Source organism: Bhargavaea cecembensis (assembly GCF_001619585.1).
GTDB lineage: Bacteria > Bacillota > Bacilli > Bacillales_A > Planococcaceae > Bhargavaea > Bhargavaea cecembensis_A.
Map to the genome: position 1 here is coordinate 246,209 of NZ_LQNT01000009.1, position 22,906 is coordinate 269,114.

A 22,906-nucleotide genomic window follows, 5' to 3' on the forward strand; every position below is an offset into this window, starting at 1 on the left:
GTCCCTGCTGTTGAGGACAGCGGTGTCTATTCATATTGAATGGTATCTTCATCGATTGTCTCGCCGTCGCGGACGATCTTGTAGGCTCCGGTCTGTCCCTCGCTGATTTCCAGACGGATGCGCCTTGTCTCGTCAGCGGATATTGCAAAAGATTCTGCCGGCTGATCCATTGTCCTGGTGTTGTCCCGGATATAGATTTCCACTGCCTGTTCAACGCCCTCTTCAGCCGGCTCGTACGGAATGGTGATCGCCTGAATGTATGTTTTCACCGGCTTCGCCTCAGGACCTTTTGACAGGACAACTTCTATCGTGCTGCCTTTTTCAAGCTCCGTTCCGGCCTCAGGATCCTGGGAGATCACCCTGCCGGCCTCGACGCTGCCGGATGGCTGTTCCGCTACGATCCTGATATTGAATCCGGAGCGCTTGGCATAATCGTTCAGCTGCTGCTCATCAAATCCGGACAGGTTTTCGGTCCCGATCATCTCGACGCCCTTGCTGACCGTGAGCACCAGGTCAGTCTGTGATGGGGCGATCTCCTCGCCTGCTTCCGGATCCTGGCTGATGATCGTGCCCGGTGCCTCTTCCGAGAACACTTCATTTACTTCTACATTCCTGAAACCGTAATCTTCGATGACATCTGAGACGGACTCATGGTCCCGGCCCGTGAAATCGGTCAGCTCAACTTTCTCCGGACCCATGCTCACCACCAGATCGACGGTTTCCCCTTCGTCACGGACACGCCCGGCCTGAGGACTCGTGCGGATGACCGCCCCTTCCTCGATGTCCGGTGAATGTTCTTCCTTCGATTCACCGGCAAGGAAGCCGGCCTGTTCAAGCTCTTCTGATGCTTCCTCGACACTCATGCCGGAAACATCCGGCACCTCGGCCTGCCGGGTTCCGATCACGCCGGTCATGTATAGGACAACGCCGGTGATCAGGGCGAGCAAAACGATTCCGCCCAATACGAAAGGCCACTTTTGCCGTTTCTTCTTTGGCTTCGGTACATTCGAAGTCTCCGGTGAAGGCGGCGTGACCGGCTTGGGACCGATTGTACTTTCTGATGCGGGTTCATCCGTGATGATCGGGATGGCCTTGGTCGCTTCCTCGTCAATCGGCGGCGGCTCAAAAGGCGCCTCGCCGGACCGTTCGGGCGACAACACGGTATGAAGGTCCCGATGCATTGCATCAGCGGAAGAATACCGGACCGCCGGATCTTTGGCAGTCGCTTTCAGAATGACATTTTCAAGACTCTGCGGAATATCAGGCCTGAGGGCGCGGACCGAAGGGGTCTGTTCCTGCAGATGCTTCAGAGCAATGGATACAGCCGATTCTCCCGAAAACGGCAGTTTTCCGGTCAGCATCTCAAACAGTACGATCCCCAGTGAGTAGATATCGGTCCGCTTCGTCGCGATCCCGCCGCGCGCCTGCTCGGGTGACAGATAGTGGACCGTCCCCATCACCGAATTGGTGCGTGTGAGTGCGGTTGCCGATAAGGCCATCGCAATTCCGAAATCGGTCAGTTTCACCTGTCCGTCGAGGTCCATCAGAATGTTCTGCGGCTTGACGTCCCTGTGGATGATTCCATGTATGTGGGCCGCGGTAATGCCCGAGCATAATTGCTTCATAATTTCCACGGCTTCCGCCGGGTCTAGCGGCGCATGGTCCTTGATGTATTCCTTGAGTGTCTGCCCCTCCACGTACTCCATGACCAGGTACTGAAGATCTCCATCTTCGCCGACGTCATAGATGTTGACGATGTTCGGGTGGACGAGCGAAGTGGCCGACAGCGCTTCCCGCTGGAATCTTTTCCTCAGCTCGTCTTCATCCGAGAAATCTTGTCTGAGGACCTTGATTGCGACCGGCCGGTCCAGAATGATGTCCTGTGCGAGGTAGACGGTGGACATTCCGCCTCCGCCCAGCAGGCCCAGAATTTCATAGCGTCCGCTGATCCGTTGTCCGATCATTCGGCATCAGCCTCCCGGACACCGTTATCTATCAAAATGACGGAGATGTTGTCTTCGCCGCCCCGTTCGTTGGCCAGATCGACAAGGGCATCCGCACGCTCTGTTGCGGTACCTGCCCCGGCGACCGCCTCTGCGATCTCATTTTCCCCAAGCTTGTTGCTCAGGCCGTCGGAACAGAGCAGGAGCGCGCTCCCTTCCGGCAGCCGGATAGGAATAATGTCGGGTTCCACCCTGTCATCCGTGCCCAGTGCCCTCATGATGAAGTTCCGTTTCGGGTGGATGCGGGCTTCCTCTTCGGTGATTTCTCCGGAATCGACAAGCAGGGTTACGAGGGAATGATCCTTCGTCACCTGCTCGAAGCCTTCAGGTCCCAGCCTGTACGTCCTGCTGTCCCCGATATGGCATAAGGTCGCTTCTTTCTCTGCAATCACTGCCGCTTCGAGCGTCGTGCCCATCCCCCGGCATTCTTCATTGGAACGCGCATGTTCGAAAAGGTCCCGGTTCAGCCTCTCTATTACTCCGGCAAGCCATTCCGCCCGGCCATCATCCGAATTAAGAGAGGATATGTCGGCTTTGCCGAACTCTTCGCCGAAACCCTCGACGGCCATCCGGCTCGCCGTATCTCCGCTTTTATGGCCGCCCATTCCGTCTGCGACCACAGCCAGCAGGAACCGGCCGCCTTCTCTTGTGAAGAGGCCGGTCCGGTCTTCATTGATGCGCCTTTTCATCCCGACATGTGTCCGGACTGCAACTTCCACTTTGACTCCCCCGTTTCCATTTGCGGACGGCGTGAAACCGTCCGCCGGCTTATTCCGGTTTCCTGAAGGCAGCGACAAAAAATCCGTCACCGCCGAAATCCTGCGGCAGAACCTGAAGCATGCCATCCTCGTAACGGAGATCTTTCGGCATGGAATCCCGGAGGTCCACACGCTCAAGATCCGGATGGGCTTTCAGGAATGCCTCAGCCGTCGTGCGGTTTTCTTCTCTGTCGACCGTACACGTGCTATAGACAAGCAGGCCGCCGGGCTTCAGGAGATGATAGGCCTCTTCCAGCAGGCTTTTCTGGATGTCCGGCAATTTGCCGATCTCATCTTCCGACTTGGAATACTTGATGTCCGGCTTCCTGCGGATGACGCCGAGCCCGCTGCACGGTGCATCGACGAGGATCCGGTCGAAGGATGCCGGTTCCAGGCTTCCCGCAAGTTCACGGCTGTCCGCAGAACCTGTGCGTATATTTTCCAGTCCCAGACGTGACGCGTTCTCGTCAATGAGCTTCACTTTGTGCGGATGAAGGTCGAATGCCCGCACCTCGCCGGTGTTTTCCATCCGTTCTGCCATATGGGTCGTTTTGCCGCCGGGCGCTGCACACATGTCGAGTACCGACATGCCCGGTCCCGGATCCAGTGCCAAGACGGGAAGCATCGAGCTTTCATCCTGGATGGTGACAAAGCCTTCCCGGAAAGCACGGCTCCTTGCTGCATTGCCTCCGCGGATACGGACCGCATCCTGCACGACCGGACTCGGTTCGGCCATGAAGTTTTCTTCTTGAAGCATGTTCAGTACATCCTCACGAGTGGCCTTCGTCCTATTCACCCGCACTGTCTGGATAGGAGGTTCGTTGTTCGCAAGCGCCATATCGCGGGCCGTCTCTTTACCGTATTGCTCTGCCCAGCGGCGGATCATCCATTCGGGATGGCTCGTTTCGACTGCTGTCTTCTCTTCCCACGTCATGCCGCTCCCGATTTCCCTGGGTCCTTTCCTGAGGAAAGTGCGGAGAATGCCATTTACCAGCGAGGCAATTCCTTTGTGGCCCCTCCGCTTGGCAATCTCCACCGCTTCATTCACCGCAGCATGCGGCGGAATTTTCGTGAGATACACGATTTGGTAAACCGACAGCCTCAGCAGTTCCCTGACCCAGTCCTCCAGTTTCCCGCGGATCAGCGGCTCCAGATGGTAATCGAGCGTCATCCGGTGCTGCAGCGTGCCGTAGGTCAGTTCGGTAAGAAGTGACCGGTCCTTGTCATCGAGGCCATACGTTTCAATGGTGCGATTCAGCAGCAGATTGCTGTACGCCTGGTCACGTTCAACCGAAAGCAGGATGCTCAGTGCGGCATCCCTGACATTGCCGTCCCATCTCTTCAGTTGTTTGCGGCTCATTCGAAACGGTCTCCCGCCTTGATGTGTGATCCGGCCCCGTTCAGGTAGCCCTGGACCTCCATCCGTTTTTTGCCGGAAGGCTGGAGTTCGAGGATCCGGACGGCCGTTCCGTCACCGGCCTGCACGGTAATGGCACCATCATCCGTCGAAATGATTTCGCCGGGAGATGCACCGGTTTTTCCCGGCGCCTTTTCTGAACGCCAGATTTTCACGGTCTTCCCGTCGAGTTCGGTGTAGGCGACCGGCCACGGACTGAGGCCGCGGATCTGGTTATGGACCCCACTGCCAGGCATTGTCCAGTCGATTCGCTCCTGCTCCCGTTTGATGTTTCCTGCAAACGTGGCTTTTTCATGGTCCTGCGGGGTGCGTTCATTCGTTCCGCTGATGACGGAAGGCAGTGTTTCTTTCAGCAGATGCGTGCCTGCTTCCGAAAGACGGTCGAACAGCTCACCGGTATTGTCGTTTTCGCCAATCGGCACACGCACCTGGGAGATGATGTCGCCCGCGTCCAGCTTTTCAGCCATGTACATGATGGTGACACCCGTCTCTTCCCTGCCATCGATCACCGCCTGGTGGATCGGTGCACCGCCCCTGTACTCGGGCAGAAGGGAGGCATGGACATTCAGGCAGCCCAGCGGAGGCGCATCAAGGAGTTCCTTCGGCAGAATCTGGCCAAAAGCGGCCGTAATGATGAGGTCCGGCTCCAACGAAAGGATCTCATCCAGTTCTGCCGACCCTTTCAGTTTGCCCGGCTGGATGACCGGAAGCCCCAGGCGGAGCGCTTCCTCCTTGACCGGAGGCGGCGTAAGGACGCGCTTGCGTCCGACCGGACGGTCCGGCTGGGTAACGGCAGCCAGGAGATCGTAGCCCTCCTCATGAAGCATGCGGAGGACCGGCACTGAAAAGTCAGGAGTCCCCATGAACACGATTCGCGTCATTCCTCTTCCTCCTCTGCCGTTGCTTCCAGTTCTTCCTCCGGAACGACCCGGATGATTTTCGAGTCGAACAGGATTCCATCCAGATGGTCGATCTCATGGAGAATCGCCCTCGCCTCGTAATCTTCCGCCTCCAGCTCATACCATGAGCCGTCGCGGTCCTGGGCATGCACCTTTACATGATAGGGCCGCTCCACTTCGCCGTAGAGGCCCGGAAAGCTCAGGCAGCCTTCCACTTCGGTTTCTTTTCCGCCGGTTGCCACCACTTCCGGATTAATAAGCCAGATCGGATCCTGGCCCTCGCCTAGATCAACGATGGCCGCGCGGATGGATTCTCCGACCTGCGGTGCAGCAATTCCGATGCCGTCCGCATCGATCATCGTCTCGTACATATCGTCCAAAAGTGCCTGCAGCCCGTCACCGAAATCGGTGACCGGCTTGCAGGATTCCGTCAGTATCGGGGACGGATGTTGCACAATTTCAAGGATTGCCATTGATGATTCCCCATTTCCGTTGCCGCGGTCAGCTGATGGTGGAAGGGTTCATATCGATCGACATGAGGGTGCCTTCCTTCATCCAACTGCTTCTGTAGATCTTCACGAGATCCGTCAAAACCGCGGCCAGTTTCGGTTCTTTTTTGTATTTTATCAGACATTGATAGCGATATCTATTGTTCACACGGGCCACCTCAGCGGCAGTCGGGCCGATAATGACGGTGTCCGGTCCAAGCTTGCCGGACAGGTAGCGCACCGCCTTGCCGGAGGTTTCCGACACCTTCATCAGGTCCTCGTGGGAAAACTGGATCAGTGTAACAAAGTAGAAGGGCGGGTAGGAATACCGCTTGCGGTTGCCCATTTCGATCGCATAGAACGGCTCGTATGCCTGGTCCTTTGCAAGCTCGACTGCATAATGTTCCGGAGCGTATGTCTGGACGATGACCTCCCCTTCCTTCTCATGGCGACCAGCGCGGCCGCTTACCTGGGTAAGGAGCTGGAACGTCTTCTCGGCCGCCCTGAAGTCGGACAGGCGAAGCGTCGTGTCTGCAGACAGTACACCGACAAGCGTGATGTTCGGAAAGTCTAGGCCTTTCGCAATCATCTGGGTTCCGAGAAGGATATCCGCTCCGCCGTCGCCAAATTGCCGGAGAAGCCGCTCGTGGGCACCTTTCTGGCGCGTCGTGTCCACATCCATCCGCAGCACGCGCGCTTCCGGAAACAGCCGGTGGAGTTCCTCCTGCACTTTCTGTGTGCCTGTCCCAAAAAAACGGATATGTTCACTTCCGCATTCGGGACAGGTAAGCGGAACCGGTTCCTCATGCCCGCAATAATGACATTGCAGCCGCTCGGTGGCTCTATGGTAGGTCAGCGAAATATCGCAGTTCGGACACTGGACGGACGTTCCGCAGTCGCGGCAAAGCACAAATGAGGAATAGCCCCTACGGTTCAGGAACAGCACAATCTGCTCGCCCTTTTCAAGCCTGTCCCGGATCGCTTCCGCCAGTGCGACCGAGAACATCGAGCGGTTTCCGTTTTTCAGTTCCTCGCGCATGTCGACGACATGAACTTCCGGAAGCGGCTGTTTTTTCGCCCTCTCGGCAAGGGTCAAAAGCGTGTAGACGCCTTTGTGTGCCCGTGCATAGGATTCGAGGGATGGTGTTGCGCTGCCCAGGATGACCGGGCATCCATGCTCCAGAGAGCGCCGGATCGCCACATCCCTTGCATGGTAGCGGGGACTGTCTTCCTGTTTGTAACTGGATTCATGCTCCTCGTCCAGGATGATGACACCCAGATTCCTGAACGGCGCGAAAACGGCGGAACGCGCACCGACGACGACCTTCACTTCACCGCGCTGCACCTTCCGCCATTCATCATATTTTTCACCTGCAGAAAGCCCGCTGTGCATGACGGCGACCAGCGGGCCGAAGCGCCTTTTGAAACGGGAAGTAATCTGCGGTGTGAGCGAAATCTCCGGTACAAGGACGATTGCTTCTTTGCCGAGATCGAGTACATGACGGATGACCTGCATATACACTTCTGTTTTTCCGCTTCCCGTCACACCGTGCAGAAGAAACGTTTCGTCGCGCCCTGCATCGACCGCCTCGCCGATTTTCCCGACGGCTTCTGCCTGCTCTTCCGTAAGCGGTCCTGGCGGCCCTCCGCTTTCCGGCATCAGTCCGGACTCCGGCTTCCGGTATACTTCTTCCTCCGTTTCGCGGGCAGCCCCCTTTTCTACAAGTGCCTTGACAGTCGCCCGTGTCGTGCCGGCGGCCTCCATCACATCTCTTGTGGGTACGGACATGCCAATATGTGTTTCCATCCATTCAATCAGTTCTGCTTGCCGGCTCGCCGACTTCGGAAGCGATTCCCTGATTTCCTTCAGCCGGTCTGCTTCCCCGATATGAAGGACCTTCTCTTTTTTGATGTTCGTGCGTTGCCTGACTTCAGTTTCAATCGATATCGCCCCGTCCGCAGCAAGACGCTTAAGCACGGGCAGAAGCCGTTCGCCGAATTCCTTGACTGCCACGACCCGGCGGTTCCGTGCAATTTCAGCCACTTGTCCGTCCAGCTTTTCCGGCTCCAGGACATGGACGATTTTTTCGTACTTAGCCCGGAGCGCGGATGGGAGCATCGCCTGAAGTGCATCTATTTCAAAGCAGAGTGTAGTCTGCTTCATCCAGTCCGCAAGTTCAAGCATCTCCGCGGCAAGTACCGGCTCGGGATCCAGCAGCTCGTCGACCGGCTTCAGCCGGGAATCCGGCACATCACTTTCTTCTTTCAGCCCGATGACGAAGCCAAGCACTTTGCGGTTGCCGAACGGGACTCTCACACGCGCGCCGGGTTCGATGACTGTTGCCATCCCTTTCGGTACGGCGTAGTCGAATGGCCGGTCAACGGGATGCGCCGAGACATCCGTGATGACTTCAGCGATCATCCCGCTCACCCCCGAAGATCCGGAGAAGGAGCTTCAGCGCGAGTGCCTTTTTCTCCGTAGCGGGGAACGAGACTTCCGAGCCGTCCCGGCCGAACAGCGTGACGACATTCGTGTCGCTTCCGAACACTCCCGTCGGGGCGGTCACATCGTTTGCGATGATGTAATCGAGGTTTTTGCGCTCGAGCTTGCCCCGTGCATACTCCGCAACACGGTCCGTCTCGGCCGCAAAGCCGATCAGGCACTGGCCGTCTTTTCGTTCGCCGAGTGTTTTCAGAATGTCCGTTGTCCTCTCGAGTTCGATGGCGGAGTCACCCTCCTGCTTTTTCATTTTTCCGCTATGGACAGATTTCGGACGGTAATCAGCAACGGCTGCCGCCTTGATGACGACATCGGCCGTCGCATACTCCGCAAGAACCGCTTCAAGCATATCTGCAGCACTTTCCACCCGGACTGCCCGGACGCCATCCGGAACCTTCAGCTCTACCGGGCCCGAGACGAGCACCGTCTCCGCCCCTAACCTGGAAGCGGCTTCGGCCATCGCATATCCCATCTTTCCGCTTGAGAAATTCGACAGATATCGGACAGGGTCGATCCGTTCTCTTGTCGGACCGGCGGTGACCACCACTTTCTTGCCCGCCAGGAGCCCTTGTCCGGAATCACTCTCTTTCGCGAAATGCTGTTCCACCAGCTCAGTGATCCGCTCCGGCTCCTCCAGTCTTCCTTTCCCGACATATCCGCAGGCGAGGAATCCTTCCGACGGTTCGATAAACCGGTAACCGTCCGAATGGAGGCGTTCGATGTTCCGCATGACCGCGGGATGGGCGTACATATGAACATTCATCGCGGGTGCGATCCACACATCGGCTGTTGCCGCAAGCAGTGTCGTCGTCACCATGTCATCCGAAATGCCGTTTGCAAGCTTGCCGATCACGTTTGCAGTTGCCGGGGCGACGATGATGAGATCTGCCCAGTCAGCAAGATCGATATGGGCGATCCCCGAGGAATCCTTCTCGTCGAATGTATCGGTGTACACATCATTGCGGGACATGACCTGGAAGGTGAGCGGCGAAACGAATTCCGTGGCGGATTCCGTCATGATCACTTTGACCTCGGCCCCTGCCTGTGACAGTTTGCTGACAAGTGCCACGGCTTTGTATACAGCGATTCCCCCTGTGACACAGAGAAGGATATGTTTGTTTTTCAGCATCCTTTTTTCTCCCTTTCGAATGAAAACTCCCAGGGAAAAAGATTCTCCGGGAGTTTTCATTGTGCATATCTTACATTTCGTCTTCGTACTGGATGTTGGCGTCTGAAGCCTGCTTCTCAAGTACGCCTTCCGCAACTTCCTCAAGAGCCATGCCGACGAATTTCTCGGCATCATACTTTCCGAGGAGCATATTGTCCTTGGCCTGAATTTCGCGTGCCCGCTTGGCTGCGAGGCTCACCAGGGTGTATTTGGAGTCGATCTGCTTCTTAAGCGAGTCGATGGATGGATAAAGCATCATTGCGGATCATTCCCTTCCAGCATGAGTTTGTATCGTTCTTCAACACGGGTGCGGCGGCAGTGCTCCGCCGTGATGATGGCATTGATGCGGTCGCATGCCCTGCCTACCTCATCGTTCTCGACGACATAGTCATAGAGATGCATCATTTCCAGCTCTTCCTTCGCCTTGCTGATACGGTTGCGGATGACTTCATCCGTTTCCGTTCCGCGGCCGATCAGGCGCTGTTCCAGCTCTGACAGATTGGGTGGCGCCAGGAAAATGAATACACCATCCGGCATCTTTTCCCTGACCTTCGCCGCGCCGACGACCTCGATTTCGAGGAATACATCGCGTCCTGCGTCCAGCGTTTCATTCACGTAATCCAGCGGAGTGCCGTAATAGTTCCCGACATACTCCGCATACTCAAGCAGCCGTCCTTCCCGGATCAGCTGTTCAAATTCCTCGCGTTTCTTGAAAAAGTAGTCTTTCCCGTCCACTTCCCCTTCCCGCGGGCTGCGGGTGGTCATGGAGATGGAATATTCGTAGTTCGTGTCCGGCTGTGAAAACAGCTCTTTGCGCACCGTGCCTTTTCCGACGCCGGATGGCCCCGAAAGGACGATGAGCAGGCCGCGTCCTTTTTTCATAAACGTTGATCCCTCTGCAGTCAGTTTTTCCGCCTACCGGCTTACCCGTAAAGGACGGAACCGTTTTTGGATGATGACGCAATTATACCATATCACTCCGCATGAATGCTAAAATGGAAACAAACGCAATGAAAGAGGCATTCAAATGGCTTTTGACGGATTATTCATGATGGCAATGACACAGGAACTCCGGCAGCTCACCGGCGGAAGGATCTCCAAGATCCAGCAGCCGAACGCACAGGAGCTGCTTTTTACGATACGTGCCGGCAGAACCAACCACCGGCTTCTCATTTCAATCCACCCGTCCTACTCGCGCATCCAACTCACTGATGAGCCGGTGGACACACCGGCACAGCCGCCGACGTTCTGCATGTTTCTCCGCAAGCATCTGGAGGGCGGCATCGTCACCGGCATCCGCCAGGCGGGTGCCGACCGGATTATCACACTGACCGTCAGGGGCAGGGACGAGATTGGTGATGACACCGTGAGGGAACTCCATGTTGAAGTGATGGGCAGGCACTCCAACCTGATCCTGACCGATCCGGAACGGAATCTCATCCTCGACAGCCTGAAGCACCTGCCGCCTTCGGTGAACAGCTACCGGACAGTCCTCCCGGGACAGCCCTACATTCCCGCTCCGCCCCAAGACAAACTTAATCCGGTTGAAGCAATTGAAAGTGAGGTCTTGGAAATTCTTCGTGAGGCGGACACTGCGGGAGCGATTTTCCGGCGGATTGGCGGATTCTCTCCGCTTCATGCCGAAGAGCTGCTGTTCCGGATCAACGGAATGGAACCTGAAGACATGCTCGCTGCCTACCGCTCTTATATAGAAGATTTCAGGTCAGGAGGCGCGCAGCCGACACTGTGCGAGGCGGGCGGCAAGGTCTACTTCTCCGCCAACCCCCTCCTCCATCTCGGCGGTGAAACCAGGGATTTCCCTTCCCTCTCCGCACTGCTCGACAAAGTGTTCCATACAAAAGCGGAGCGGGACCGGGTCAAGCAGCAGGCCGGGGACCTTGAGCGCTGGCTGACGAACGAGGTCCAGAAGCTGAAAAATAAGATGATAAAGCTCCGTGATGAACAGGAACAGGCAGGCAAGCTCGACCGCCACCAGCTGTTCGGGGAACTGGTCACCGCCAACCTGTATCAGATCAAAAAAGGCGACAGCTCCCTTGAAGCAATCAACTACTATGACGAAGACGGCGGGACTGTCACCATTCCGCTTGATCCTAGACTGACGCCGTCAGAAAACGCGCAGCGGTATTACTCCAAGTACAACAAGGCGAAGCACGCGCTCGTAAAAACCGCCGAACAGTTGGATAAGGCCGAAGAAGATATCGGGTACTTTGAATCCCTGCTCCAGCAGGTGACCCAGGGCTCCGCTGCGGACATCGAGGAAATCCGGGATGAGCTTGCCGAACAGGGATTCATGAAGGCACGGCGCCTCAAGAAAAAGAAAAAGGACACCCGTCCCGCCCCCGATGCATTCGTTTCGAGTGCCGGCGTGCCGATTTCGGTCGGCAAGAATAACAAGCAGAACGACTACCTCACCTTCAAGCTTGCCAAGCGCAGCGAGGTCTGGCTCCACACCAAGGATATCCCGGGTTCCCATGTAGTCATTCATTCAGATTCGCCGGATGACGAAACAATCAGGGAGGCGGCCTCCCTTGCAGCCTATTTCAGCAAGGCCCGTGAGTCGGCATCTGTTCCGGTCGACTATACGGAAGTGCGCCATGTAAAGAAGCCGAACGGCTCCAAACCCGGATTTGTCATTTACTTCGAACAGAAGACCATCTTCGCCGATCCGGACGAAGATTTGGTCAAGAAGCTCCGGAAATGATCTGACCCGGCCTCAAGATCACCCACAAAATTACAACCGATATAGGACAAGGGCTCTGCCGCCGGATGCGGGAGCCCTTGTTTTTATTATTCTCCCTTCCCCGGATGATTGTCCATGATTGGGACTTTCTGCATACATACGATGAGATAGCATGCCGGATTCTGCCGGTCCATGCAAATAATAAAAGCAGAAAGGAAGTTCACAATACGATGGGCAAATGCGTCAATCCTTCAGATCCGAACAGCATTCCAAAGTTCATGGATCCATTGCCGAAACCCTCTGTCGCGATGCCGGTTCATCACGACGATTATCCCGACGGCTCCTATCACGAGCTGGAAATGAAAGAGGGGCTGCACCGCTATCACCAGAATTTCCCCGAGACAAAAATCTGGGGATATGACGGGCTCATTCCGGGCCCGACGATCGAGGCAAGAAAAGACAAAACCACCTATGTAAAATACTTGAATAACCTTCCGGAAGAACATTTCCTTCCGCTCGACCGTACCCTTCACTCCAGCATCGACACGGCCGATGTCCGGACAGTCGTTCACCTGCACGGAGCGAAAGTGGACTGGGAAAGTGACGGCCACCCCGAAGCATGGTACACGAAAAATTATGAAATGACCGGTCCGACGTTCAAGCGGCAGGTGCATGCCTATACCAACCATCAGCCCGGTGCCACGCTCTGGTATCATGACCACGCGATGTCTCTCACGCGCCTGAACGTCTACTCCGGTCTTGCGGGTTTCTATCTGCTCCGTGATGCGCTGGAAGAGCGACTGAGGCTTCCTTCAGGCAAGTATGAAATCCCGATGATGATCCAGGACCGTTCGTTCAATGAGGACGGATCGCTCTTCTATCCGGACACACCGCCGTTCCCTGTAACGGTCCACCCTTCAATCACACCGGGTGTGCTTGGAGATACCATTGCGGTCAACGGAAAGCTCTGGCCTTACCTGAACGTTGAGCCGAGAAAATACAGGTTCCGGATTCTGAATGCTTCCAACCGCCGCGGCTACTCCCTGAGTTTATCGAACGGGGGCACCTTCCATCAGATCGGAACCGACGGGGGCCTTCTAGAGGCGCCAGCAGAACTGACGTCCTTTGATCTGCTGCCTGCAGAGAGGACAGATATCATCATCGACTTCTCGACGATGCAGGGACAGACCATCACTCTTCTGAATAATGATCCGGAGTTTCCGCTCAATGAGCATACGAGCGTCGTCATGCAGTTCTCCGTCTGCCTGCCGCTTGACGGTGAAGACGACAGCCAGATTCCGGAAACCCTCTATCCGGATATGGGACTGCACACCGAACATGCGCATATCGTCCGAAACCTGCCGCTTACAGCGACGACAGACGAATACGGCCGCCCGATGCTCATGCTGAATGGTCATATGTATCATGATCCGGCCTCGGAAAAGCCGTCGATTGACAGCATCGAAATCTGGAACTTCATCAATACGACACCGATCCAGCACCCGATCCACCTCCACCTGATCCAGTTTAAAATCCTTGAGCGGCGCCCGTTCGACGTGGATGTCTTCACAGAGACGGGAGAAATCGTATTCACCGGTCCTGCGGAGCCCCCTCGGGAATATGAGCGCGGCTGGAAAGATGTTGTAAAGGCTGATGTTGGTAAGGTTACATCGATTGCCATGCACTGGAAGGACTTCACGGGCAACTATATCTGGCACTGCCACTTCCTGGAGCATGAAGACCATGACATGATGCGTCCGATTACAATCATCGAAGACGCCCATCCGGTCCAGCTGCCGCACGCCGATGACGCCCATACGGATGACCCTGCTCCGGCTGATCCGCCAACTGACACTGTCACTCCCGAGGGACCCCCGGTCACGGATGAGACAGCCGAGGAGACAGTAGACGAAGTGACTGAGGGCACCGATGACACCACCGCCAATACGGATGCCGAAGGCAACGAGGATTCGAATGCCGGTACGGCTGCTGGAGGCAACGATGACTCTGCTGAAGGTACCGCTGCCGAAGGCGCAGATGACTCCGGTGTCAACACCACTGTTGAAGGTGACGATGTTTCCGATGCCGGTACGGCTGTTGGAGGCACCGACTGGAAATCCACTATGGCAATTCAGGGTGACGAAGCAATAGAAACTCAAAATTCCCCTGACCGTGCAAAGAACGGAACGGGCACAACTTACAAACTCAAGCCATGTAACTGCCCGAAGTGCCGTTACGCCAGGAAGAGAAAGAAAAGCAACTAACAGAATGATCTTATTTTGAAGCCGAAGCGGAGTGCAGCGATGCCTTCCTTCGGCTCCTTTTTACGCAAAAAAAGACCGGTCCTTGTGCAGGACCGGTCAGCTGTTTTTATAGTTCACCTTTTCTTAATTTCCCGTGCCATTCGATCAGGCCCGGCAGCGATGATTCCGCAATGGCACCCGAGTCTGCAGCCGCCTTTGCGAGCGTATCAAAGTCGGTGAGGCTGCGGTTTGGAAGCCCGGCCTCTCCGAAATTCTTTTCCGCCTTTTCGAGGCCATATGTAAAGATCGAAACTACCCCCAGGACATCTGCGCCCGCTTCCTTTGCTGCTTCGGCTGCGGTCAGGCTGCTGCCGCCCGTGGAGATCAGGTCCTCAATGATCACAGTACGGCTCCCTTCCTTCAGATCCCCTTCGATCTGATTGCCGCGGCCATGTCCTTTAGGCTTGGACCGGATATAGATCATCGGCTTGTCCATCAGGTCGCTCACCCAGGCGGCATGAGGGATGCCAGCGGTGGCTGTACCTGCGATCACTTCCGCTTCCGGATACTCTGCCCGGATCAGGTCTGCCAGTCCCTGTGCGATTCGTTTCCGAACGTCTGGATGAGACATGGTCAGGCGGTTATCGCAATAGATCGGCGACTTGATGCCGGATGCCCATGTAAACGGCTCTTCCGGGCTGAAGCGAACGGCTCCGATTGAAAGGAGCGCTTCCGCAATTTCTCGTTTCAGTGACATGTCAATCTTCCTCCCATTGCCGTTTCACGGTTTCATATGCAGCGGCCGGGTCGGCTGCCTGGGTAATGGCACGCCCGACAACGATATGCGTCGAGCCCGCCCGCGCAGCATCAGCCGGTGTGGCGATCCGTTTCTGGTCGTGCGTGTCGCCTTCCGCCAGGCGAATGCCCGGGGTCACTTTCAGAAACTCTTCTCCGCAGGCATCCCGGATGGCCGAGGCTTCATGTACCGAACAGACGACACCGTCCAGTCCGGCCTCATCGGCAAGCCGGGCATAGCGGACCACGGAATCCATCAGCGAACCGGTAATTCCCTGTTCAAGATTCATCTGTTCTTCCCCCGTGGAAGTCAGTTGGGTCACCGCAATCAGTACCGGGCGTTTCCGGCCGGAAGGCGTTCCGGCTTCCAGGCCGTCAAGTGCCCGCTCCATCATCTCTCTTCCTCCGGCTGCGTGGACATTCACCATGTCTGCGCCGACACGGGCGAGCCCTTCCATCGCCCGTCCGACGGTGTTCGGGATATCATGCAGCTTGAGATCGAGGAATACCTGATGCCCCCTGTCCTTCACCCTGCCCACGATATCCGGGCCGTTCTGGAGATACAGTTCCATGCCGACTTTCACCCACAGGCCGGACGGCATCTTGTCCAAGAATCCCAGTGCGTCATCCGGTGCCGGAAAGTCCAGCGCAATGATCGGCGAACGGTTCATAATCTGTGGCTCCTTCCGATGAGTTCCGTGATGTTTCCGATACCCAATTCGTCGAGGCGGCCCGGTAGTGCGTCGATCAGGTTCGGGCAGGCAAAATGGTCGACGAAATTCGCTGTCCCGACTGCGACCGCACTGGCACCGGCCGACATGAAGTTGATCACATCATCCACATCGGACACGCCGCCCATCCCGATTACCGGAATCGAGACACTCCGGGTGACTTCGTAGACCATGCGCAGCGCGACCGGTTTCACGGCCGGGCCTGAAAGGCCTCCCGTCCCATTCGCGATAACCGGCCGGCCTGTCCGCGGATCGAACCTCATGCCGACAAGCGTGTTGATGAGTGTCAGCCCGTCCGCGCCCCCCGCTTCAACTGCACGGGCAATCTCGGTGACATCGGTTACGTTCGGGGAGAGCTTGACATAAACGGGTACTGACGAGACCGCCTTTACAGCCCTGGTGAGTTCCCCGGCAATCTCGGGATCCGTGCCGAATGTGATGCCGCCGCATTTGACGTTCGGACATGAGATGTTCAGTTCAAGCGCATGGACATTGGGAGCTTTGGAGATTCGCTCGGCAACCGCGACATAATCTTCCGTCTCCGAGCCGGCGACGTTCGCGATGATCGGGACATCGTACTGCTCCAGCCAAGGAAGTTCCTCCGAGACCACTTTTTCGAGCCCCGGATTCTGGAGGCCGATTGCATTCAGCATTCCCGCGGGCGTTTCCGCGACGCGGGGTGTCGGGTTTCCGAACCTCGGTTCAAGGGTGGTCGCTTTCACCATGATGGCTCCAAGCTTTGACAAGTCATACAGCTGTGCATATTCCTTGCCGAATCCGAAACAGCCGCTTGCCGGCATGATCGGGTTTTTCAGTGTAAGTCCGGGCAGTTCCACCTGTAGCCGGTTCATATCGTCACCACCCCCGCCTTAAATACCGGACCGTCCGAACAGACCTTCACATAACCGCGGTCGTTTGAATCCGTGCGGCAGACACATGCAAAGCATGCGCCGATCCCGCAGCCCATCCGTTCCTCAAAACTCAGATAGCCTTCCGTCCCCGACATCCCGTCTGCAACAGCTTTCAGCATTGGGAGCGGTCCGCAGCTGTAATACACGCTGAATTCATGGCTGAGCGAGGCCATGACATCGGTGACGAATCCCTTCGTCCCATGCGAGCCGTCAACCGTCGCGATATGGGTTTCGCCGAGACGGCTGAATTCCTCTTCGTAAAACACCACATCTTCCGACTGGAAGCCGAGTACGTGGACCGGCTCGACCCCTGCTTCCTTCAGTCGCTTTGACAGACCGTACAGAGGCGGCACACCGATCCCCCCGCCGACAAGCAGCGCCTTCGTCCCGGGAACAGCCGCCTCGACGGGAAACCCGTTCCCGAGCGGACCGAGAACATCGGCCGTCCCGTGGCGCTCCTTTTCCGAAATCAGTCGGGTTCCATGGCCCTCAGCACGGTAAATGAGCGTTATCCTGCCATCGCCGCAGTCGGCAATGCTGATGGGCCGCCGGAGAAGCGGGTCCACCGTTTCCCCGGCCCTCAGATGGACAAACCTGCCGGGTTCCCTGACCTCATCGGCCAGTTCCCCTTCCAGGACGAGTTCATAAATGTTCCGGGCAATCTCTCTCTGTCCCGTCACCTTCATTCGTTCATTTCGGATCATGCATGGACCTCCCGTGCTTTCACCGCTTCACGCGGGAGCATCGCCTCCGCAGAGAAGGTCATCGATTCAATGACTCGGAGCACAGCCTTCGCCGTATCCATCGATGTCATGCACGGAATGCCGTTTTCGACGGATTCGCGTCGGATGCGGAATCCGTCACGTTCAGGCTGCTTACCTTTGGTGAGCGTGTTGATGATGAATTGGGCTTCGCCGGTCTGGATGACGTCGATCAGCGTCTTGCCTTCCCCGCCGATCTTACCGACCGTCCTGACAGGCAGACCCGCTTCGCGGAATGTATCTGCTGTGCCTTCCGTCGCGAGCAACTGATAGCCGATATCCGCGAACCGGGCAGCGATGCCTACAGCTTCTTCCTTGTCCTTGTCGGAGACCGTGAAGAGGACCGTTCCATGGTCGCGGATTTCCATTCCGGAAGCGATAAATCCTTTATAGAGCGCTTTTTCGAATGTATCGTCCTTGCCCATGACCTCTCCCGTCGATTTCATCTCAGGTCCGAGTGTGATATCCACGCGTGCCAGCTTGGCGAAGCTGAACACCGGTACTTTCACGTAAACGCCGCTGACTTGCTCCAGCAGTCCTGTCTGGTAGCCCTGGGCGGTGATCGATTCCCCGAGAATCGCCTTCGTCGCGATATTCGCCATCGGGATACCGGTAATTTTGCTGAGGAACGGTACCGTCCGGCTGGAGCGCGGGTTAACCTCGATCACATACACCTCTCCGTCAGCGATGACGTACTGGATGTTCATGAGGCCGACGATGTTGAGGCCGCGGGCAAGCCGCTCCGTGTAATCCGCCAGTGTGGCGACCTGCTTTTCAGTGAGGCTCTGAGGTGGATAGACCGCAATCGAGTCTCCGGAGTGGACGCCCGCACGCTCGACGTGCTCCATGATGCCCGGGATCAGGACATTTTTGCCGTCACAGATGGCATCGACTTCGATCTCCTTGCCCGTCAGATATCGGTCGATCAAGACCGGATGCTCCGGGCTCGCCTCGACGGCATGCTCCATGTAGTGCGTCAGTTCCTGCTCGTTGTAGACGATTTCCATCGCGCGTCCCCCGAGGACATACGACGGGCGGACAAGTACGGGGTAGCCGATGCCGCGGGCGATTTCCACCGCTTCAGGCGTAGAAACCGCCGTCTTGCCGAGCGGCTGCGGGATGCCGAGTCCGCGTAGTGTCTCTTCGAACTTGTCGCGGCTTTCCGCGCGGTCGAGGTCTTCCAGAGTCGTGCCGAGAATCTTCACTCCGCGGGCCTCGAGGGCATCCGCCAGGTTGATCGCCGTCTGGCCGCCGAACTGGACGATGACGCCTTTAGGCTGCTCGAGGTCGATGATCGCCATGACGTCCTCGATCGTGAGCGGCTCGAAGTAGAGCTTGTCGGAAATGGAGAAATCGGTCGATACCGTCTCCGGGTTGTTGTTGACAATGATAGCCTCATAGCCTGCTTCCTGGATGGCCCAGACCGAGTGTACCGTCGCATAGTCAAACTCGACGCCCTGGCCGATCCGGATCGGACCTGAACCGAGCACGAGTACGCTTTCCTTGCCTGATTTGAGCGACTCATTTTCCTCTTCATAGGTGCCGTAGAAATAAGGCGTCTCGGATTCGAACTCTCCGGCACATGTATCGACCATCTTGTAGACCGGCACGAGTCCCTGTTCAGTACGCCACTCGTACACGTCCCGCTCCTTCGTCCCCCAGAGTTCGGCGATGGTGCGGTCGGCGAAGCCCATGCGTTTCGCTTTGCGGGCGACTGTGCGGTCAAACGGGTTTTCCCTGAGGATGTTTTCGTAGGCAACGATCTTCTCCAGCTTATTCAGGAAGAAGAAGTCGATCTTGCTCCATTCGTGGATCTCTTCTACCGTAACACCGCGGCGCAGCGCCTCGCCGATGAAGAACAGGCGCTCATCGCCCGCACGGCGGATGCGCTTTTCGATCCATTCCATCGATAGGTCCTCACCATGTTTCAGGTTCAGGTGGTAAAGGCCCGTCTCAAGGGAACGGACGGCTTTCAGGATCGCTTCCTCGAACGTGCGGCCGATAGACATGACTTCCCCTGTCGCCTTCATCTGCGTTCCGAGGTTGCGCTTTGCACTTTCAAACTTATCGAACGGCCAGCGCGGGATTTTCGCGACGATGTAGTCGATCGTCGGTTCGAAGCAGGCATAGGTCTGGCCGGTCACCGGGTTCATCATCTCATCGAGTGTCAGGCCGACCGCGATTTTCGATGCGAGCTTTGCAATCGGATAGCCCGTAGCCTTCGAGGCAAGGGCGGACGAACGGCTGACACGCGGGTTGACTTCGATTGCATAGAAGTTGAAGCTGTCCGGATCAAGCGCCAGCTGGACGTTGCAGCCCCCCTCAATCCCAAGCGCTCGGATGATGTTGAGAGACACGTTCCGGAGCATCTGTACTTCGCGGTCGGAAAGCGTCTGGACCGGTGCCACGACGATCGAATCGCCAGTATGGATGCCGACCGGGTCGAAGTTTTCCATGCTGCAGACGACGATCGCATTGTCCGCCGAGTCACGCATGACCTCGAATTCGATTTCTTTAAAGCCGGCGATTGACTTTTCAAGAAGGCACTGTGTCACCGGGCTGTACTTCAGACCGCTCGCGACAATCTCCTCGAGTTCCTTGTCGTCATGGCAGATGCCGCCGCCAGTACCGCCAAGCGTAAATGCCGGGCGCACGATGACCGGATAGCCGACCACCGAGACGAACGCCTTTGCTTCCTCCAGGTTATGGATGATCTCGCTTTCCGGCACCGGCACATCCAGTTCGTTCATGAGGGACCTGAACAGCTCGCGGTCCTCGGCCTTGTTGATGGCGTCCAGCTTCGTGCCGAGCACTTCGATGCCGAGCTCATCAAGAATTCCCGACTTATCGAGATCAATCGCCATATTAAGTCCTGTCTGGCCGCCGAGAGTCGGAAGAATGGCATCCGGACGCTCCTTGCGGATGATCCGGGAGACAAACTCAAGGGAAATCGGTTCGATATATACCTTGTCCGCGATCTCCGTGTCGGTCATGATCGTTGCAGGGTTGGAGTTGATGAGGATGACGCGGTACCCTTCCTCTTTCAGCGAGAGGCAGGCCTGTGTTCCTGCATAATCAAACTCTGCGGCCTGGCCGATGACAATCGGGCCGGAACCGATGACGAGGATCGTTTCGATATCTGTGCGTTTAGGCATTGGCGATGATCTCCTTTCCGTTGTGGCGCTCCATGGTGTCGATAAACCGGTCAAACAGGTGATTCGAATCCTCCGGTCCCGGAGAAGCTTCAGGATCGAACTGGACGGAGAATGCCGCATGTGTCTCATGCGCCAGCCCCTCGACCGTGCCATCATTTAGGGCGACATGGGTGACGGTCAGCCCCGTACCTTCGAGCGAATCCAGGTCCACTGCATACTGGTGGTTCTGGGAAGTGATTTCCGTGCGGCCCGTTTGCAGGTCCTTCACGGGATGGTTGCCGCCATGGTGGCCGAAGCCCATCTTGAATGTTTTTGCCCCGCAGCTGATGGCCAGCAGCTCGTGGCCGAGATTGATGCCGAAGATCGGAACTTTTCCGAGCACTTCCCTGATAAAGGCAGGCGCTTCTGCGACATCCTCGGGGTTGCCCGGCCCGTTCGAGAGCAGGATGCCGTCCGGATGCCAGGCGAGCACATCTTCGGCGGAAGTGTCATATGGAACGACGAGGACATCGCAGCCGCGGTTATTCAGCTCGCGCAGGATGCCGTGCTTCATGCCGTAGTCCACGACAGCCACCCGCTTGCCGCGGCCCGGACTCGGGTAGGGACGCTTGGTTGATACAGCTTCGACGAGGCCCGGTGCCATTTCTGATGCCGCAAGCACCTGAAGCGCCGTGTCCAGGTTGACGTCCTTTCCGGCTTCGGTGAGCATTCCTTTCATCGTGCCTTTGCTCCGGATGATTCGGGTAAGTTTACGGGTGTCGATTTCAGAGATGCCGGGAATGCTGCGTTTTTCCATGAAGGAGGAAAGCGTTTCGTCACAGCGGAAATTCGACGGCTGATCCTCAATTGCCCGGACTGCGAGAGCACCGAGATTAAGATCTACCGACTCTGAATCATCCCGGTTCACCCCGTAGTTGCCGATGAGCGGATAGGTCATGACGAGAATCACACCTGTGTTGGACGGGTTCGTCAGTGCTTCCTGGTAACCGCTCATGCTGGTCGTGAAGACGACCTCGCCGACCATGCCGCGGTCTGCACCGAACGCCTCTCCCTCAAATACCGTACCGTCTTCAAGAATCAGATATCGCTTTTTTGTCATTGTTGTCCCTCCTGCCAAACGATGTCGCCGCCGAAGATCGTCATGACCGGCCAGCCTTTGCATGAGCGGCCTCCGAACGGGGTGTTCTTTCCTTTTGATGCGAATGTTTCAGGTTCAATTGTTTTTTCCGTTTCCAAGTCGATCAGGACCAAATCTGCAGGCAGCCCTTCCCCGATGCGGCCGTATCCGAGGCCGAACACATCCGCCGGCTTCTCGGTCAGCCAGTCCGTCAGCTGCTTGAGCGTCCACCTGCCCGTCTCGACGAAGTTCGTGTAGAGCAGCGGGAAAGCCGTCTCAAGTCCCGTGATGCCGAATGGAGCCTTTTCCATTCCGCCCGCTTTTTCTTCCGCGGTATGCGGGGCGTGGTCCGTGGCGATCACATCGATCGTGCCGTCGAGCAGTCCCTCATGGAGCGCCTCCAGATCTTCCTGTGCACGAAGCGGCGGGTTCATCTTCCAGTTCGCGTCATTTCCCGGAATGTCTTCTTCCGTCAGGAGCAGGTGGTGGGGCGTGACTTCCGCCGTCACCCGGATGCCTGCCGCCTTCGCATCCCGGATCGTCCTCACTGATTCCTTTGTGCTCACGTGGCAGACATGGTAGTGCGCACCGGCAGCCTCCGCCAGAAGTACATCCCTTGAGATATGGACGGATTCGGCTATCGACGGGATACCCGGGATGCCTAGCTCCCTGCTTCGCTTGCCGTCATGCATGGCACCGCCGTAGATGAGCGTGTTGTCCTCGCAGTGTGCCACGACCGGCATGCCGATTTCAGCCGCATCCCGCATCGCCTCGTACATCATGCCCGCCGACTGGACGCCGACACCGTCATCTGTGAAGGCGAATGCGCCGTTCCTCTTCAGCTCCGCCATGTCCGTCCGTTCCTTGCCCGCTTCGCGGATGGTGATCGACGCATAAGGCAGCACCCGGACCCGTGCGTTTTCTTCGATAAGCGCGTTGACTTTTCCAATGTTTTCTGCCGAGTCCGGGACTGGCCTTGTGTTCGGCATGGCACAGATTGTCGTGAAGCCGCCGCGGGCTGCCGCTTCAGTGCCCGTGCGGATCGTCTCTTTGTGCTCGCCCCCCGGTTCACGCAGATGGACATGCACATCGATCAGCCCCGGTGCAGCAAATCGGCCGCCTCCGTCCACGATTTCATGGCCCTCCTGAGGCAGGTTCTGCCCAACCTTTTTGAACAGGCCGTCCTCCATCAGGATTTCCGCGTTCACGAGTGTCCCGTTATCATCCAGCATCCGGATGTTTCTGATCAATGTGCCCAT

18 protein-coding genes are annotated in these 22,906 nt (G+C 57.0%); 2 read left to right on the forward strand and 16 right to left on the reverse strand.

Features of this window, described 5'->3' with window-relative positions; genetic code table 11:
* Positions 1–26: 26 nt before the first annotated feature.
* From pknB to gmk, 9 genes are all read right to left on the reverse strand, one after another.
* Positions 27–1,964: a Stk1 family PASTA domain-containing Ser/Thr kinase gene (gene pknB / locus AV656_RS04895; protein WP_063179460.1), complete on the reverse strand. Its 1,938-nt coding sequence runs from the start codon at positions 1,962–1,964 to the stop codon at positions 27–29.
* Positions 1,961–2,722, reverse strand: coding sequence for a Stp1/IreP family PP2C-type Ser/Thr phosphatase (locus tag AV656_RS04900; protein ID WP_231877236.1), 762 nt, complete (start codon positions 2,720–2,722; stop codon positions 1,961–1,963). Before AV656_RS04900 ends, pknB begins: the two co-directional genes overlap by 4 nt.
* A 49-nt stretch (positions 2,723–2,771) precedes the next feature.
* Positions 2,772–4,121 (reverse strand): 16S rRNA (cytosine(967)-C(5))-methyltransferase RsmB, encoded by a 1,350-nt coding sequence (rsmB, locus tag AV656_RS04905; RefSeq protein WP_063179461.1) that lies wholly within the window; start codon positions 4,119–4,121, stop codon positions 2,772–2,774.
* On the reverse strand, positions 4,118–5,059 hold the full coding sequence (gene fmt / locus AV656_RS04910) for a methionyl-tRNA formyltransferase (protein WP_063179462.1): 942 nt from the start codon (positions 5,057–5,059) through the stop codon (positions 4,118–4,120). Before fmt ends, rsmB begins: the two co-directional genes overlap by 4 nt.
* A complete protein-coding gene (def, locus tag AV656_RS04915; RefSeq protein ID WP_063179464.1) occupies positions 5,056–5,550 on the reverse strand; it encodes a peptide deformylase in 495 nt (164 codons plus the stop codon). The genes fmt and def overlap by 4 nt, the downstream gene beginning before the upstream one ends.
* Before the next feature lie 28 nt (positions 5,551–5,578).
* Complete coding sequence (gene priA / locus AV656_RS04920) at positions 5,579–7,987, reverse strand: primosomal protein N' (protein ID WP_063179466.1); 2,409 nt, start codon at positions 7,985–7,987, stop codon at positions 5,579–5,581.
* Positions 7,977–9,194, reverse strand: a complete 1,218-nt coding sequence (coaBC, locus tag AV656_RS04925) for a bifunctional phosphopantothenoylcysteine decarboxylase/phosphopantothenate--cysteine ligase CoaBC (RefSeq protein ID WP_063179468.1) — start codon at positions 9,192–9,194, stop codon at positions 7,977–7,979. Before coaBC ends, priA begins: the two co-directional genes overlap by 11 nt.
* Positions 9,195–9,264: 70 nt before the next feature.
* Positions 9,265–9,489 carry a DNA-directed RNA polymerase subunit omega gene (gene rpoZ, locus AV656_RS04930; protein WP_063181236.1) on the reverse strand — a complete coding sequence of 75 codons (225 nt, stop codon included), beginning with the start codon at positions 9,487–9,489 and terminating at the stop codon, positions 9,265–9,267.
* The gene (gene gmk / locus AV656_RS04935; RefSeq protein WP_063179470.1) at positions 9,489–10,115 is read right to left on the reverse strand and encodes a guanylate kinase; all 627 of its coding nucleotides are present in this window, start codon (positions 10,113–10,115) and stop codon (positions 9,489–9,491) included. The genes rpoZ and gmk overlap by 1 nt, the downstream gene beginning before the upstream one ends.
* Before the next feature lie 145 nt (positions 10,116–10,260).
* Here gmk and AV656_RS04940 point away from each other — a divergent pair, with 145 nt between their 5' ends.
* Together AV656_RS04940 and AV656_RS04945 are read left to right on the forward strand one after the other, a co-directional pair.
* A complete protein-coding gene (locus tag AV656_RS04940) occupies positions 10,261–11,955 on the forward strand; it encodes an Rqc2 family fibronectin-binding protein (protein ID WP_063179472.1) in 1,695 nt (564 codons plus the stop codon).
* Between the two features lie 209 nt (positions 11,956–12,164).
* On the forward strand, positions 12,165–14,198 hold the full coding sequence (locus AV656_RS04945; protein ID WP_082818681.1) for a multicopper oxidase family protein: 2,034 nt from the start codon (positions 12,165–12,167) through the stop codon (positions 14,196–14,198).
* 106 nt (positions 14,199–14,304) lie between these two features.
* On the opposite strand, the gene pyrE is transcribed toward AV656_RS04945, so the two are convergent.
* Genes pyrE through AV656_RS04980 form a run of 7 tightly spaced genes read right to left on the reverse strand, consistent with a single transcriptional unit; the run spans position 14,305 to position 22,906 of the window.
* Complete coding sequence (pyrE, locus tag AV656_RS04950; RefSeq protein WP_063179474.1) at positions 14,305–14,934, reverse strand: orotate phosphoribosyltransferase; 630 nt, start codon at positions 14,932–14,934, stop codon at positions 14,305–14,307.
* 1 nt (position 14,935) lies between these two features.
* Positions 14,936–15,643 carry an orotidine-5'-phosphate decarboxylase gene (gene pyrF / locus AV656_RS04955; RefSeq protein WP_063179476.1) on the reverse strand — a complete coding sequence of 236 codons (708 nt, stop codon included), beginning with the start codon at positions 15,641–15,643 and terminating at the stop codon, positions 14,936–14,938.
* Complete coding sequence (locus AV656_RS04960; protein ID WP_063179478.1) at positions 15,640–16,554, reverse strand: dihydroorotate dehydrogenase; 915 nt, start codon at positions 16,552–16,554, stop codon at positions 15,640–15,642. The genes pyrF and AV656_RS04960 overlap by 4 nt, the downstream gene beginning before the upstream one ends.
* A complete protein-coding gene (locus AV656_RS04965; RefSeq protein WP_063179480.1) occupies positions 16,551–17,318 on the reverse strand; it encodes a dihydroorotate dehydrogenase electron transfer subunit in 768 nt (255 codons plus the stop codon). The genes AV656_RS04960 and AV656_RS04965 overlap by 4 nt, the downstream gene beginning before the upstream one ends.
* Entirely contained in the window at positions 17,315–20,530 is a 3,216-nt protein-coding gene (gene carB, locus AV656_RS04970; RefSeq protein ID WP_063179482.1) for a carbamoyl-phosphate synthase large subunit, read from the reverse strand. Before carB ends, AV656_RS04965 begins: the two co-directional genes overlap by 4 nt.
* Positions 20,523–21,629, reverse strand: a complete 1,107-nt coding sequence (locus AV656_RS04975) for a carbamoyl phosphate synthase small subunit (protein ID WP_063179484.1) — start codon at positions 21,627–21,629, stop codon at positions 20,523–20,525. Before AV656_RS04975 ends, carB begins: the two co-directional genes overlap by 8 nt.
* On the reverse strand, positions 21,626–22,906 hold the full coding sequence (locus tag AV656_RS04980) for a dihydroorotase (RefSeq protein WP_063179485.1): 1,281 nt from the start codon (positions 22,904–22,906) through the stop codon (positions 21,626–21,628). The genes AV656_RS04975 and AV656_RS04980 overlap by 4 nt, the downstream gene beginning before the upstream one ends.